Here is a 14,251-nt window from a genome sequence, read left to right as displayed (position 1 = left end):
TCGAGAATAAAGTACTAATCTTTGATTAGTGCTTTTTCTCTTAACTATTATGTCTTTTATGAATACCAAGAAATTTAATCTTGATATAGGAATATATTTTAAAAAATCCTTACTAAAGGATTAAGGTCTAAAGCAAAATAAAATCTGCCTTAGACCTGGAAATCTCAATTATATTCATTTTCAATTATTTTTATCTGTATAGATTATTTGCATAATGTATGTAACTATTACTTTATGTTGTTAACATTCTTTAAAATTTCTTCAAGTTTTTCAATGGATACAATTCTTTCATTACACTCTTTGCTATCTAAGCATAAATCAAAGCCAATTGATCTATATGCACCTTCTGCAGTACTAGTTGTCTTACAGATAGGAGAAACGAAAGCTACTTCATTTTCCTTGCCGACGCGGTTGCATAGAACACATCTATGAGAGTTATTTGCATCAGGGTTTGAAATCCTACATGCCATACCGATAAGATTGCCATTCATATTGTAAGCTACAAATAATTTTCTAATTGAGTTATCAATCCAGCCTAAATATACATTTTTTGAAGCTTGATCTTCTTGGGTTGGTAATTTAAACTTCTTTTCCTTTTTAAACAATCTACTAAGCTGTGCATTTGTAATGTTTGGTATTCCATAAACATATTCATTAAGTTCTTCTATATAGCTATCAAAGTGATGTATTTTAGTTAGTTTACTAATATCAAGTATCCCTTTTTCTTCCTCGGATAAGTCCTGAAAAATATTTAATATCTTATCTTGTGTATTTGCCTTAGAAGCTTCAATAATATCTTTATCTACGCATCCTATAAAAGCATTTTTTAAGTCAAGTAAAAGCTTTCTTATATAATTAAATTCATGTTTTTTTATAAAAGTATTCATAAATTCAGCACCTCTATTCTAAATATTCTTATTTTCATTGTTAACGTAAGTAAAAATGACTTTACTACCAGTTTCATTATTCCTAATCTACAAAATAAAAGATGATCATTATTACTCCAATTGAAAGCAACAATAATCATCTTAATCTAAAACACACTATATATTCATAATCATTTCCTATTGAATCTTGTTTTAAATTACAAATTATAACTTTCATTGGATTTCCACAATGAAATCATAACATGAGTTTAAATAAGCCTTCAATCTAATAAATAGTTCTGTATTGATTATGAGCATATATGCTTCTCTTGTTTTATTATTCTTCTTATACTTTTCTCTGACAGGTAATACTCTTGAGTGAGTTCCTTAATAGTAGACCCACCAACATATTTTTTATAAATCTCATTATTTCTTACCTTAAGATCATTCTTTATTCCACTCTTTTCTCCCCAAGACTTATGATTTTCATCTTTTCTGGGTACATAAAGATATTTTCCATCTACATATTTCTGTATTATTTCAATAATTTCTATTGGTAACACATCTTGTGCTTTTGCATATTTCATTTCCTTACTCCTCCACTTTTATTAAAGTATTAAAGCAAAGAATACAAAAAAGCTATGTGTTACAGAACCTAAAACATGTACGCGTTTCAGCTAATTTAACAGCTTAGGCTCCAAACAAAGCATAGCTGACTTTGTAGTCCCTGCAAGGAGCAAACTGATTTAAAGCTGAATGTATCACTGACCTTCATAAAAAACACCCCCCAATACATTACGATTACGCTTATTATATCATGTTTGATTTAAAGATATAATGGGAATAGTTGAATGATAAAAAAAAGAAATTAGAAAAGCAATCTGGTATGGTAAGCCAAATTGCTTTTCTAATTTTAAAGTATCTAATTACTTTGCTATCCAGTCAATAACAGCTTGGTTTTGACATGCACAGGAGTCAGCATCTGTTTTCGTTACAAACAATATATCTCCTGCATTTGCAACTACATTAAGTTCCTCTAATATTTCTTGAGCAGATAAAGCACTTTTAACAAGGAATGCTTCAGGCATAAAGTGAGCCCAAGCACCTACAGATTTTATCTTTGCAATTATATTATCTTCGCTTGATTCAATATGCTCATGTTCATGGTCATGTTCGTGATCATGGTCGTGACCACATCCGCAAGTATCACTTAAAAAATATGTAATCATATATGTTGACATAAAATTATCTCCTTTCAAAACAAAACTTACAGTTTAGCTTGTTTATTTACATTTAAATTATACATTAATATTTAAATAAGTAAATGAGAGTTTTTATCAATATTCATTACAAAAATGTTATAGTACATTACTTGGAAGCCATGGAGCCAATATATCATAAGGGATATTTGTATCAGCTATGCTTTCTCCCATTTTAACATTAGGTTTAAGTTTTCCATGATAATCACTACCACCTGATGAATATATATTATGCTCTCTACAATAATTAAGCAGATACCTTGTTCTTTCTATTGAATGAAGAGAATGGTAACATTCTATGCCATCAAGAGCATTTAATGACACTATAGAATTTAAGAACTCTACATGGTCTTCAACAAAATATCCATATAAGTGGGCAAGGAATGATTTCCCTCCTGCTTTTTTAATAAGGTCTGCAGCTTCATTTACAGTCAGATAATCTTTCATTTGGTCTAGAAAGAATGGACTATCAGGATTATTTACACAAGTTCTGTAAAATGCATTAAGATTTTCCCATATATCCTTATGAAAGTGTTTTTCATTTTCAGGATATTTCCTTATATCTGCGTGAAGCATCTGGGTTGCAAAATACTTTCCTTTAATTGATAAATCCTCACTATATTTAATATTAAGGTTTCGGCATATCTCTTTCATTTTATTTAGATAAGAATTTTCTCTTGCGTAAAAATTTTCATCAGATACAATTCCGCTTGAATTTATCACTTCAAAATCTATACCATACCCTAATATTTCAATTGGTTTTCCATTATGTACTGCAGAAAATTCACAACCTGGGATAAGCTTACCATCATAGTAGTCATGAATATTAATATCCTTCAATTTTGTATAGGCGCCAATTGAATCATGATCCGTAATAGAGATGTATTTTAGACCTAACTTTTGTGCTTTAATCAGAATATCTTTAGGCTCATCAGAACCGTCTGATGTAGTAGTGTGTATATGTAAATCAATCATAGTTATACAACTCCTTGTTTCCAATAATATACTATATATTTTAACTAACTTTATATAGTTAAATCAATAATTAAAGAAATAAGTTGAGGTTTCAATTTGATTAAGATATATTATTAGTTGAACTTTCAAGTGAACATATCTATAAGTATATGGGGCTAAATATAAAAATTATAGATCTAACATTTAATGGGGGGCTTATAAATAATGATTTTTAGGAAAACAATTAAAGCAGATATGAAAGAAATAATGAATATAATAAGTCAGGCACAAGCCTACTTTAAAGAGCAAGGGATAGATCAATGGCAGAATAATTATCCGAGTGTAGAAACAATAAACAATGATATTACGAATGAGCATAGCTATGTATTATTAAAAGATAATAATATTGTAGCAACAGCAGCAATTTCTTTTGATGGTGAAAAAACTTATGACACTATATATGAGGGGCAATGGGTTAGTAATAATGAATTTGCAGTTATTCATAGGATAGCAGTTCACAGCAAGTATAAAGGATTGGGGTTATCATCAGAGATTATTAGAAATGTAGAAGAGATTTGTTTAAATAAAGGTGTTTACAGTATCAAAGTAGATACACATGAAGAGAATTTATCAATGCAAAAGCTACTTAGGAAAAATTCCTTTAAGTATTGTGGAATAATTTACTTAGAGGATGGGAGTAAAAGAATAGCTTTTGAGAAAAGCCTATTATTATAGAGACAATAAAAAACCTACAAGGATTTAGAACAATTAAATCTATGTAGGTTTTCTTATGTATACATTTATATTAAGTTAATGTCGTACTGTTTAAGTAAAGTCATTATTGCATCGTTTGGCTCAGATTCTGTAATTATACTATGAAAGTCAGATATATTGGAAAAGGTATATATTCCATCTAAATTAAATCGTTCATTTGGTGCTAATAGAAATAACTCTTTAGATATTTTCATTATTACTTTCTTAGTTCCAGCATCTTCAGATTCACCAGTACTAATACTTCCATCTCTTAAATCTATTCCACTACAACCTATAAATGCTTTATTACAACGGTAAAGTTTTATTTGTTCATTTGAATGAGAACCAATATTACCACCAACAAGGGGATCGTAATCTCCACCTATAAAAATAACATGTATTTTAGAATCTAACTTTATCATCGATGATATCTCAACCATATTAGTAATCAATGTAATACTCTTATTATTTTGTGTAATTAGCTTTGCAAGAAAATAGGATATACTTGATGCATCTAGAAAAATCGTATCGCCTTCTTTTATTAACTCATATGCTTTTTGTGCAATTACCTCTTTTAAATCAGTATTCTTTTCAACTCTTTTAAAGAAGCTTTCACCATTTACTATAGTTCTTTTTATGTTAATAGCGCCGCCATAAGTACGTTGAAGTAAGTTGTTTTTCTCTAGAACTTGGAGATCTTTTCTAATCATACTTTCACTTACGCCAAACAGAATACTTAAATCTTTTACTAATACCTTTCCATCTCTTTCTAATAGATCTAAGATGTGTTTATGTCTTTCTACAATAAACATAATTTCCTCCAATTTGTTCTCATTTGTTTCTATTTTAACAATTATAAAAGGATAATGCAATTAAATTAATTGACAAGTAGGAATAATTAAAATAGAATGATAGTAAATAGTAACAAGTAACAATGAATGAGAATAAGCTGTTAGGAGGATAAGAAGAAGTATGAAAAAAGCAGTATTTTTTGATATTGATGGAACTCTAATTGATTGTTTAAATGGATTAACTGATATTACTCCTAGAGTAAAAAAGGCTATACGTAAGCTTCAAGAAAGAGGAGATTATGTTTTCCTGGCTACAGGTAGACCATATGCTTTTCTAAATGAAGCATTACTAAACTTTGGATTTAATGGTTTTGTGCTCACAAATGGATCATATGTAAAACTTGCTGATAAGTGTATATATAAAGAAGCTATTAAAAAAGAAACCGTAAAAGAAATAGTAGGTAAATTTGAAGAGCTTAATATTGAATATATATTGCAGGGTGAAGAATATTCTTATATTAAAAATACACATAGAAAGCTGCATTCATTTTACGATTCTTATAAAATTTCTAAAAAATATTTAGAAGGAAATTATGTTCTTGATGAAGTAGACACCTATAAAATTGAAATGTTATGCAAGGATCAAGAAAGCATAGATTATTGTTTAACCTTAGGCAAGGATAGTTTTGACTATATGCATAACTTAGAAGAAGGTTCTTTCGAGTTATATTCTAAAACTAATTCAAAAGCATCAGGAATTCTAAAGGTATTAGAGTATTTAAATATTCCTATAGAGAATAGTTATGCCTTTGGTGATGGGAAAAATGATATAGAAATGTTATCTACAGTTGGCTGCGGAATAGCTATGGGAAATGCTGATGATTACGTAAAGGGTTATGCAAAAAAAGTTACCGATACAGTACAAAATGATGGAGTAGCATTAGAAATAGAAAAATTTATTTTATAGCAATTCAATAAATAGCCATCAACTATGATTGATGGCTATTTATTTTGTTTTTCTAAACTTTAAAGGAGTCTTTCCATATGTTTTTTTAAACATTTTAGAAAAATTTGCGGAGTAGTTATAACCTACTTTGTTCGCAATATTTTCAATGCTTAAATCTGTTGTAGATAGAAGATTCGCAGCAATGGTCATTCTAATATGATTTGTATATTCACCAATTGACATATGATAATGCTTTGAAAATCCTGCCTTTAGTTTTTGTTCATTTAAATACACAATCTTACTTAGGGTTTCTATACTAGGAGGATTGCTGTAGTTTTCTGATAAAATATCATGAGCTTTTTGAATAGCTCTAATATCTGAAGAAGTTAATTTTATTATTCTGTCATTACCAATATAAATATTTCCATAGTTAATTTGATTAGTAAAGGCATTTTCGGAAGATTTGGTAATCTCATTATTTAGAATCGCAATGCACTCCAAAATTTTAGACTCTAAGTAAATTGAATTTAAAGAATTTTCATTAACCAAACTTTGTAACTGATGAATAATTCTCACTATTTCCATAGGAAGATAAGTATAAGTATAATTTGTAATAAAAGCCTGTAGATCCATTATGTTTGGGAAATTAGGCTTAATTATATCTGTAAAATATTTTTCGCGTATAGTTATTTCGATTCCGTGATAATGTTGCCCTTTTTTCCATGTTTGATGTCCTTTTAAATCTTTCTCAACAACGAAGAAATAGGAAGGGGTAAAAGAAGAAATTGGGTTATTCTCAAGTTTAAATTCTGTAATACCTTTATAAACAAGTCCAAAGCGCATTAAAAGCTCGGGATTATCAAAATGCAAAGAAAAATTCTCAGGTATAGTATAGTCTGCAATACCTAAATCATAATAATCTTTTCTTGAATAGCTAATGAAGTAACCAAGCTCAGGTCTATTTTTATTTGTATATAAAGTATAATTTTCATCTTCAAAACTACCAAAATTTAACTTTTTTAAAACAACTGATTTAAACTCCTCACTGGACCTTACAACCATAAGAATACCCCCTATATAGAATAATAAGATTATATTAAATAATAGATAGATACACAAGAAAATAATTATATTAGATGTAAAAATAATTAAATATGGTGTCACTATTGAAATGAGAATGAATATCATGTACACTTACGATAGTTGAGAATAAATATCATATAAGATATAAAAAGGAGATATAAAATGAGAAAAACTTCATTACTAAAAAAACTTTTATTAGGTTGTATGACAGCTATGTTATTCGTTGGTTGTTCAAATACAAATTCATCCACTGTAAAAGAAGAAGCGAAGACAGTTAAAGTAACTGATGTAAAAGGAGAGGTAGAAATACCTGCAAAACCTGAAAGAATAGTAGACTTAAGTGGTAATAGTGATATTTTATCTATTTTGGGATATAAAGTAGTAGGAACTGCTAACAGTGATGCCTATGATTATAAAAAATTCCCTACATATCTAGAAGATACATTAAAAGGTGCAACCATAGTAGGATATAGCATGCAAGATACTATGGATGTTGAAGCCATAATGAATTTAAAACCAGACTTAATTATAATTTCAACTGTACAAGAAAAAATGTATGATCAATTAAAAGAAATAGCACCAACAGTTATGATTAAATTAGAAGCTTTAAACTGGAAAGATGACGTAAAAGCATTCTCGAAAGTTTTCAATAAAGAAGATGCAGCAAATACATGGTTAGAAAACTATGATAAGAAGGCTAAAGAAGCAGGGGAAAAAGTTAAAGAAGCACAAGGAAAAGATACATCTTACTTATCATTCTTAGCTAGTGGTGGTCAATTCTATGTATTTGATGGAGCTGGATTCGGAAGTGTTTTATATGAGGATATGATGTTAAAGAAGCCAGAAGGTATGCCAGAACAAAAGGACATAAGTCTACCAGTTGTAACTTATGAAGGGTTAGCAAAAATAAAAGCGGATCATATATTTGTTCTAGCAACTGCTGATGACTTGAAAACTCTTGAAGGAAATGCAATATGGAATAGCTTGCCTGCAGTAAAAGAAGGTAAGATAACTAAGTTAACTGCATCACCTTACTTTAATCAAGGCTATAGTCCTATTGGTAGAGAAAAACTTTTAAATGAAATTGTGGAGAAATTGAATGCAAAATAGTAATAAAAATACAATAACTTTTATAGTTTGTAGTATTTTTGTTCTAATAATTGGGTTGTTCCTAGCTATAAGCCTAGGAGCTACCCATATTGGTATTTCTGAAATATGGCACAGTATTTTTAACTATAGTGAAAAGCTGGAGCTAGTATTAATTAGAGATGTTCGTATACCTAGGGCTCTCTGTGTACTTTTAACTGGGGGAATTTTAGGAGTAACGGGAGCGATGATTCAAGGAGTTACAAGGAATCCAATTGCAGAACCTTCACTTCTTGGAGTAAGTCAAGGCGCAACTTTAGTTGTTGCTATCTTTTATGCTATCGGAATTTCAATAAATACTACAAATGTTATGATAGCTTCATTAATTGGAGCGGTTTTTAGCGGGGTTATAGTAATAGGTTTTATGTCGCGGAAAGCAAATAATAGCTCAATTACAAAAATATTATTAGCAGGAACTGCTATGAGTACTTTTTTTATTTCACTAACAACTATCGCTGGACTTTTGTCAAATAAATCTCAGTTCATTGCATTCTGGGTGGCAGGGGGCTTTAGGAGTGCAACTTGGGAAGATTTTATTTTGGTTTCAGTAGTTGGGATAATAGGTTTAATAATAGCAAGCTTGCTTTCAAAGAAAATAAATGTACTAAGTTTAGGGGATGATGTGGCTATAAGCTTAGGGGAAAATCCTGAAAGAATAAGACTTATAACTTTGCTAATTATGATACCAATGTGTGCTGCAGCAGTAGCAGTAGGTAAAAACATTGGTTTTGTTGGTCTTATAATTCCTCAAATTGTTAGAAAAGTATTAGGAGAAGATTATAGAAAGATAATACCTGCATCTTTTTTATTAGGAGCAGTACTTCTAACTTATTCTGATATTGCTGCAAGAATGATAAATAATCCCTATGAAACCCCAATAGGAATATTTACTGCTTTAATAGGTGTCCCATTCTTTGTAGCTGTAGCAAGAAAGGAGAAAGGCTAATATGAAGAAAAGAAGTTTTAAAATAACTGCACTAGTATTATTAAGTCTAGCTCTGTTAGCGTTTATCTTTTATTTAGGATGGGGTAGTTATAAAATTGGACCTTCAGATATTATAAAAACTTTACTTGGACAAGGGACAAAGCTACAAAAGACTGCTCTAATAAATATTAGACTTCCAAGAATGCTTGTTGGGATTTCAGTTGGCGTAGCATTTGCAACCGCAGGAGCATTGCTTCAAACCATAACGAAAAATGAGCTGGCTGATTCTTCAATAATAGGAATTAATGCAGGTGCAGCAGTGGTAGCTGTTATTTTTATCTCATTAAAAACTGTAGATTATTATAGTGAACTTGGTACTTTATCTGTTTATGTGCTTCCTTTTATGGCTATATTAGGTGCTGGGATTGCAGCGATAGCAATTTATTTCTTATCTGGGAGAAGTAAAATTAGGCCACGAAGATTACTGCTTATAGGCCTTGGAATAAACGCAGGATTAAATGCTTTTATTACCTTCTTTACTTTTAAAGGTGGAGTTGGCGATTACAATAGAGTATTGATATGGATATCTGGAAGCCTTTGGGGTTCCGGTTGGAGCTATGTAAAGATAATAATGCCATTGGTATTATTTATGTTTAGTCTAGTAGTATTAAATTATAAGAGATTGGATGTTCTTAATTTATCTGATGAGCATGGAATTTCTCTAGGACTAAACTTAAACAAGGAAAGAAAGAAGTTTTTAACTTATGCAGTTATACTTGCAGGTGGAGCTACTGCCTTTGCAGGAAATGTAGGGTTTATAGGGTTAATATGTCCACATATTGCTAGAAAATTAGTTGGACCATACCATAAAAATTTTTTGATTGTATCTGCCCTTATAAGTGTAATAATAATTTTATTTGCTGATGCAGTTTCAAGAAATTTATTTTCCCCTATTGAAATACCGGTGGGTATTACAATCTCAATACTCGGAGTACCATATTTTATTTATTTGATGATGAAGGAGAAATAGATGGAAGCTATAAGCGTAAAGAATTTATCTGTAGCCTATGAAAATAATTTAATAATAGATAACATGAATCTTTCAATTCCAAAGGGAGAAATAAGTATTATAATAGGCTCCAATGGATGTGGTAAGTCAACTCTTTTAAAGACTATAGCAAGAGTAATAAAGCCTAAAAATGGTGATATTTTTATAAATGATAAGAATATAAAAAGTCAGAAAGAAAAACATATAGCAACTCAAGTTGCCTTTTTACCTCAAGGACCAGTCTGTCCAAATGGAATTACTGTTAAGGAGCTAGTTACATATGGAAGATTTCCACATCAAAAAATGATAGGTGGTCTTACTAGCCATGATAAAGAAATTATAAATTGGGCAATTGAAGAAACTGGGCTTAAGGATTTTGCCGATAGGCAAGTAGAAAATTTGTCTGGTGGTCAAAGACAAAGAGCATGGATAGCCATGACCTTAGCTCAAGAAACAGACATAATTATGTTAGATGAGCCAACAACTTATTTAGATATGTCTTATCAATTAGAGGTGCTTGAAGTATTAGAAAGATTAAATAGAAAAAAGAATATTACAGTCGTTATAGTACTGCATGAATTAAATAATGCCTGCAGATTTGCAAGTAATATTATTGGACTTAAGAAAGGTAAGATTATTTGTGAAGGTATTCCTAAGGAAGTAATAACAAAAGATAATTTAAAAGAAATCTATGGAATAGATGTTACGTTACAATTAAGCGAGGATGGAAGATATCCTATTTGTGTAGACTATGAACTTATACGAGGACAAAATGAAAAATAAAAATTTTATTATAGTGGTTATTGGACAGATAATTTCTTTGTTTGGCAATGCTATTCAAAGATTTTGTATGTCCTTATATATTTTAAATTTAACGGGAAGTGCTGCAATTTTCTCAGGGATATTAGCAATATCAACTATTCCATATATATTGTTTGCACCTATTGCAGGATTACTAGCAGATACAGTAAATAGGAAAAAGATAATGGTTTGTCTTGATTTCTTTAGTGCGGCCTTAATGAGCATATATTCATTGATACTAATAAGTGGGAAAGATAACACAATAATAGTAGCTGTCGTAATGTTTATGCTATCTATTATCTATACTTTATACAGTCCTTCTGTCACAGCGTGTATTCCTCAAATTGTAGAAAAGGAACAGTTAGCATCAGCCAATGGAGTAATTCAACAGGTTGGGTATGTAGTTAATTTAGCTGCACCTATAGCAGCAGGACTATTATATAGCTTTATAGGGATAAAAATAGTTGTAATATTAAATGCAGTTAGCTTCTTAATATCAGCTATTATAGAATTATTTTTAGATATTCCGAATCTGGAAATAAAACAAAAGTTTAAGAATCCTCTTTTTGAATCTATTAAGGAAATGAAAAAAAGTTTCATATATTTAAAAGAAAAAAAGAAAGTTGTATTAGGAGCTATATTTTCTTATGCCCTTACTAATATTTTTGTAGTTCCAGTTTTAAGTGTTGTGTCTCCATATTTTATTAATGTAAAATTAAACATGCCTTCAAGTATCTATGGTTATATAGAAGCGATATTTGTTCTAGGAATGATAATAGGAGGTATGTTAATTACCTTCAGACCTAGATCGTTTAAAATGAAGAGGATACATAGAACAATGTATCCAATGATAATAGCTATGATAACTATGGGAATAGCATCAGGATTAAATACAGATAATAAACTAATAACCTTAGGGCTTTATTCTATAGGGGGGCTTGGAATAATGTTATCATTATCATTATCAAATATTATTTCATTAACTTATATACAACAAGAAGTAAGAGAAGATATGCTAGGAAAAGTAAGTGCATTTTCAACAGCAGTTGCTACAGCAAGCGTTGCCCCAGGACAAGTAATATATGGACAGTTGATAGATATTAATTTAGGTATTTCTAACATATTAATAATAACTTTTATATTTAGTATAGGAGTAGTAAAGTATATAAAATGGAATGCTAGTAATATAGAATAACATATCCGCATACTTTATCTCAGTTTATTGATAAAATGGTATAAAATGTATTAAAAAATAAATAGTATTTTAATTTTTTAATTAAAATATTAAAAAAAGCATAAATATTTGTGTAGTAAAAGGTTGAAAAAGATAGTATTATATAAAAATCATGATATAATTATGGTTGTGAAATTTTAAAGGAGGTACATCTTATGAGTAATAAGTTATCAAAAGATGCATACGGTGGTGTAGCTGGTAAGAACTATGTTCCTTATGTTTCTAGCGGATCAAAATCTGGTGGAAACGTTGTCGTATTAATAATCGGTATTATTTTGGCTGCTTTATTTGCAGCATCAACAGCTTATTCAGGTATGAAATCAGGACTTACAGTTGCCGCTGGTATACCAGGGTCTATAATTGGTTCTGGATTTATAGCTGCATTTGCTAAGAAAAAAGGCATACTTGCTAAGAACTTAGTGCAAGGTATGGCAAGTGGCGGAGAATCTGTTGCAAGTGGTGTAATATTCGTATTACCTGCAGTTCTTTTAATAGGTTCTAAGGTTACTTTCATAGAAGGCTTTGGCGTTGGAGCAGCTGGAGTTTTATTCGGAATTGGAATCGCTTCCCTTGTTTACAATTATTTAATAGTTGAAGAACATGGTAAACTAATGTATCCAGAATCAATGGCTATATCTGAAACACTAGTTGCTTCAGAAGGTGCTGGAGAATCCATGAAGTTCATGGGAATTGGTTTTGGAATAGGTGGTATTATAACTGTTATAACTAGTGCATTTATGAATCTAGTAAATAACGTTATAAGCTATGTAAATGAAACTTTTTACAAGTGGAAACTTGAAGTTGAAGTTAACCCAATGTTATTAGGTATAGGATTCATAGTTGGAATGGAGGTTTCTGTAACAATGTTTGCAGGATCAATATTATCTAACTTTGGTATTATGCCTCTAATAGGTTACTTTGCAGGACTTGGAAAAGATGGAGCAACTGTATGGAATAACTCAGATGTTGCTATAAACGCTATGCAAGTTAAGCATATAGCTGGAAGTTATGTTAAATATATCGGAGCAGGTATGATGCTTTCTGGTGGTTTAATTGGAGCTATAAAGCTTATTCCAACTATAATATCATCTATAAGAGAAACTCTTAGTGCTAAGTCTTCAAATAATGGTAAAAACTCTTCATTTGGAGTAATAATATTACTTGTTGGTATAGTATTTGGTTTTGTAGCTGGTTTCATAGCTTCTAATGGAAATGTAACAATGGCAATACTTGGTGCTATTTTATCACTATTCTTATCCCTACTATTTGTAATAGTTTCTGGTCGTTTAACTGGTACTATAGGAACTTCAAACCTTCCTGTATCAGGTATGACTATAGCTTCTATAGTTATTGTGACATCATTATTCGTTGCAATGGGATGGAAAAACCCTGAAAGTAATAAAGCATTACTTTTATTTGGTACATTTATTGTAACTGCTATTTCTGTAGCAGGAGGTTACTCACAGTCACAAAAGGTTACTTTTGTAGTTGGTGGTGACAAAAATGAAATGGATAAGTACTTTGCAATAGCTGGAGTACTTGGTGTTGCAGTAGTTGTTGGAACTATATTATTGCTTTCAAATCAACTTCAAATGACAGGTGATAATGTTCCATTTGCATTACCTCAAGCAAACTTAATGTCTACATTAACTGCTGGTATTATGTCTGGTAAATTACCTTGGGTTATGATAATTGTAGGTGTTGTAATGGGAATAGTACTATTCTTATTAAACCTTCCTATAATGGCAGTTGCAATAGGATTCTATTTACCAATATCTACAACTACTATAATATTAATAGGAGCATTAGTTCGTTTATTTGTAGAAAAAACTTCTAAATCTGATAAAGAAAAAGAAGCTAAAGTCTCTAATGGTATTAGTTTATCTTCAGGACTTGTTGCTGGAGCTTCTATATTAGGACTTATAGGAATAATATTCCAAGTGACAGGAGTTGTAACAGGAAGTGGCCCAAGTGGGTTTGCTGCTACTAACGGAATGGCATATGTAATATTAGTAGTACTAGTAATAGCTACTATAATTCCTATATTAAGAACTAAGGTAAAAGATGCTGAATAATAACGAAGATGTTTTAAATATAATATATAAGATATCTGACAACTTAGAATATGAGGTAGATGAAGAAAACATTGTGACTATACTTATGAAACAAGATCATAAGGTCCAAAGGTTCTTTAGAAAGCTTAAATTCAGGATTCCAGAGTATAAAAAAATCTCTTTAGATGAATATGGAAGTTGGATATTCTTACAGATAGATGGCAATAAAACAGTGAAAGATATAGGAGAAAGTCTAGAAGCAAAGTATGGTGAAAGTGTTCACCCTCTTTATGAAAGACTATTATTGTTCCTAAATCATATAGACGTTAATTGCCACTATATAGAAAAAGTAAATTATTAATACAAAAGAGCATTTTCCTAGGTTGGGAAA

Annotated in this window: 15 protein-coding genes; 9 read left to right on the top strand and 6 right to left on the bottom strand. The window is 30.3% G+C overall.

The annotated features are described in order from the left end of the window. Nucleotides 1-227 precede the first annotated feature (227 nt). The 4 genes from L1S47_RS13550 to L1S47_RS13535 form a co-directional block, all read right to left on the bottom strand. Complete coding sequence (locus L1S47_RS13550) at nucleotides 228-887, bottom strand: FBP domain-containing protein (RefSeq protein WP_238884068.1); 660 nt, start codon at nucleotides 885-887, stop codon at nucleotides 228-230. Between the two features lie 287 nt (nucleotides 888-1,174). Then, nucleotides 1,175-1,453: a CD3324 family protein gene (locus L1S47_RS13545; protein ID WP_238884067.1), complete on the bottom strand. Its 279-nt coding sequence runs from the start codon at nucleotides 1,451-1,453 to the stop codon at nucleotides 1,175-1,177. Nucleotides 1,454-1,792: 339 nt separating this feature from the next. Beyond that, nucleotides 1,793-2,107, bottom strand: a complete 315-nt coding sequence (locus L1S47_RS13540) for a hypothetical protein (protein ID WP_238884066.1) — start codon at nucleotides 2,105-2,107, stop codon at nucleotides 1,793-1,795. A gap of 117 nt (nucleotides 2,108-2,224) precedes the next feature. Continuing rightward, on the bottom strand, nucleotides 2,225-3,100 hold the full coding sequence (locus tag L1S47_RS13535; RefSeq protein WP_238884065.1) for a PHP domain-containing protein: 876 nt from the start codon (nucleotides 3,098-3,100) through the stop codon (nucleotides 2,225-2,227). 204 nt (nucleotides 3,101-3,304) lie between these two features. On the opposite strand from L1S47_RS13535, the gene L1S47_RS13530 reads away from it, so the two are divergent. After that, nucleotides 3,305-3,814 (top strand): GNAT family N-acetyltransferase, encoded by a 510-nt coding sequence (locus L1S47_RS13530; protein ID WP_238884064.1) that lies wholly within the window; start codon nucleotides 3,305-3,307, stop codon nucleotides 3,812-3,814. 65 nt (nucleotides 3,815-3,879) lie between these two features. On the opposite strand, the gene L1S47_RS13525 is transcribed toward L1S47_RS13530, so the two are convergent. Beyond that, nucleotides 3,880-4,644, bottom strand: a complete 765-nt coding sequence (locus L1S47_RS13525; RefSeq protein WP_238884063.1) for a DeoR/GlpR family DNA-binding transcription regulator — start codon at nucleotides 4,642-4,644, stop codon at nucleotides 3,880-3,882. 160 nt (nucleotides 4,645-4,804) lie between these two features. Here L1S47_RS13525 and L1S47_RS13520 point away from each other — a divergent pair, with 160 nt between their 5' ends. Then, nucleotides 4,805-5,590 carry an HAD family hydrolase gene (locus tag L1S47_RS13520; protein WP_238884062.1) on the top strand — a complete coding sequence of 262 codons (786 nt, stop codon included), beginning with the start codon at nucleotides 4,805-4,807 and terminating at the stop codon, nucleotides 5,588-5,590. A 39-nt stretch (nucleotides 5,591-5,629) separates the two neighbouring features. Here the strand turns inward: L1S47_RS13520 and L1S47_RS13515 are convergent, their stop codons facing one another. Then, on the bottom strand, nucleotides 5,630-6,631 hold the full coding sequence (locus L1S47_RS13515) for an AraC family transcriptional regulator (RefSeq protein ID WP_238884061.1): 1,002 nt from the start codon (nucleotides 6,629-6,631) through the stop codon (nucleotides 5,630-5,632). Between the two features lie 183 nt (nucleotides 6,632-6,814). Here L1S47_RS13515 and L1S47_RS13510 point away from each other — a divergent pair, with 183 nt between their 5' ends. The 7 genes from L1S47_RS13510 to L1S47_RS13480 all read left to right on the top strand — a co-directional run bounded on the left by L1S47_RS13510 (nucleotide 6,815) and on the right by L1S47_RS13480 (nucleotide 14,221). Beyond that, entirely contained in the window at nucleotides 6,815-7,762 is a 948-nt protein-coding gene (locus L1S47_RS13510; protein WP_238884060.1) for an iron-hydroxamate ABC transporter substrate-binding protein, read from the top strand. Further along, nucleotides 7,752-8,744, top strand: a complete 993-nt coding sequence (locus L1S47_RS13505; protein ID WP_238884059.1) for an iron ABC transporter permease — start codon at nucleotides 7,752-7,754, stop codon at nucleotides 8,742-8,744. Before L1S47_RS13510 ends, L1S47_RS13505 begins: the two co-directional genes overlap by 11 nt. A 1-nt stretch (nucleotide 8,745) precedes the next feature. Continuing rightward, a complete protein-coding gene (locus L1S47_RS13500; protein ID WP_238884058.1) occupies nucleotides 8,746-9,753 on the top strand; it encodes an iron ABC transporter permease in 1,008 nt (335 codons plus the stop codon). Then, nucleotides 9,754-10,554: an ABC transporter ATP-binding protein gene (locus L1S47_RS13495; protein WP_238884057.1), complete on the top strand. Its 801-nt coding sequence runs from the start codon at nucleotides 9,754-9,756 to the stop codon at nucleotides 10,552-10,554. It abuts the gene before it with no gap. Further along, nucleotides 10,544-11,767, top strand: a complete 1,224-nt coding sequence (locus L1S47_RS13490) for an MFS transporter (RefSeq protein ID WP_238884056.1) — start codon at nucleotides 10,544-10,546, stop codon at nucleotides 11,765-11,767. The genes L1S47_RS13495 and L1S47_RS13490 overlap by 11 nt, the downstream gene beginning before the upstream one ends. Before the next feature lie 194 nt (nucleotides 11,768-11,961). Further along, the gene (locus L1S47_RS13485; RefSeq protein ID WP_238884055.1) at nucleotides 11,962-13,881 is read left to right on the top strand and encodes an OPT family oligopeptide transporter; all 1,920 of its coding nucleotides are present in this window, start codon (nucleotides 11,962-11,964) and stop codon (nucleotides 13,879-13,881) included. Further along, entirely contained in the window at nucleotides 13,871-14,221 is a 351-nt protein-coding gene (locus tag L1S47_RS13480; RefSeq protein ID WP_238884054.1) for a PqqD family protein, read from the top strand. Before L1S47_RS13485 ends, L1S47_RS13480 begins: the two co-directional genes overlap by 11 nt. The last annotated feature ends 30 nt before the right edge of the window (nucleotides 14,222-14,251 follow it).

The organism is Clostridium sp. YIM B02551, from assembly GCF_022324735.1.
Taxonomy (GTDB): domain Bacteria; phylum Bacillota; class Clostridia; order Clostridiales; family Clostridiaceae; genus Clostridium_T; species Clostridium_T paridis.
The sequence above is the reverse complement of the archived record's forward strand: the minus strand, read 5'-3'. Positions and strand labels throughout refer to the sequence as shown.

Excerpts from the sequence above, each read along its gene's own strand:
- L1S47_RS13490 (WP_238884056.1), top strand. The coding sequence starts at position 10,544 with ATGAAAAATAAAAATTTTATTATAGTGGTTATTGGACAGATAATTTCT.
- L1S47_RS13525 (WP_238884063.1), bottom strand. The coding sequence starts at position 4,644 with ATGTTTATTGTAGAAAGACATAAACACATCTTAGATCTATTAGAAAGA.
- L1S47_RS13510 (WP_238884060.1), top strand. The coding sequence starts at position 6,815 with ATGAGAAAAACTTCATTACTAAAAAAACTTTTATTAGGTTGTATGACA.
- L1S47_RS13550 (WP_238884068.1), bottom strand. The coding sequence starts at position 887 with ATGAATACTTTTATAAAAAAACATGAATTTAATTATATAAGAAAGCTT.
- L1S47_RS13520 (WP_238884062.1), top strand. The coding sequence starts at position 4,805 with ATGAAAAAAGCAGTATTTTTTGATATTGATGGAACTCTAATTGATTGT.
- L1S47_RS13485 (WP_238884055.1), top strand. The coding sequence starts at position 11,962 with ATGAGTAATAAGTTATCAAAAGATGCATACGGTGGTGTAGCTGGTAAG.
- L1S47_RS13500 (WP_238884058.1), top strand. The coding sequence starts at position 8,746 with ATGAAGAAAAGAAGTTTTAAAATAACTGCACTAGTATTATTAAGTCTA.
- L1S47_RS13535 (WP_238884065.1), bottom strand. The coding sequence starts at position 3,100 with ATGATTGATTTACATATACACACTACTACATCAGACGGTTCTGATGAG.
- L1S47_RS13545 (WP_238884067.1), bottom strand. The coding sequence starts at position 1,453 with ATGAAATATGCAAAAGCACAAGATGTGTTACCAATAGAAATTATTGAA.
- L1S47_RS13505 (WP_238884059.1), top strand. The coding sequence starts at position 7,752 with ATGCAAAATAGTAATAAAAATACAATAACTTTTATAGTTTGTAGTATT.
- L1S47_RS13515 (WP_238884061.1), bottom strand. The coding sequence starts at position 6,631 with ATGGTTGTAAGGTCCAGTGAGGAGTTTAAATCAGTTGTTTTAAAAAAG.
- L1S47_RS13530 (WP_238884064.1), top strand. The coding sequence starts at position 3,305 with ATGATTTTTAGGAAAACAATTAAAGCAGATATGAAAGAAATAATGAAT.
- L1S47_RS13495 (WP_238884057.1), top strand. The coding sequence starts at position 9,754 with ATGGAAGCTATAAGCGTAAAGAATTTATCTGTAGCCTATGAAAATAAT.
- L1S47_RS13540 (WP_238884066.1), bottom strand. The coding sequence starts at position 2,107 with ATGTCAACATATATGATTACATATTTTTTAAGTGATACTTGCGGATGT.
- L1S47_RS13480 (WP_238884054.1), top strand. The coding sequence starts at position 13,871 with ATGCTGAATAATAACGAAGATGTTTTAAATATAATATATAAGATATCT.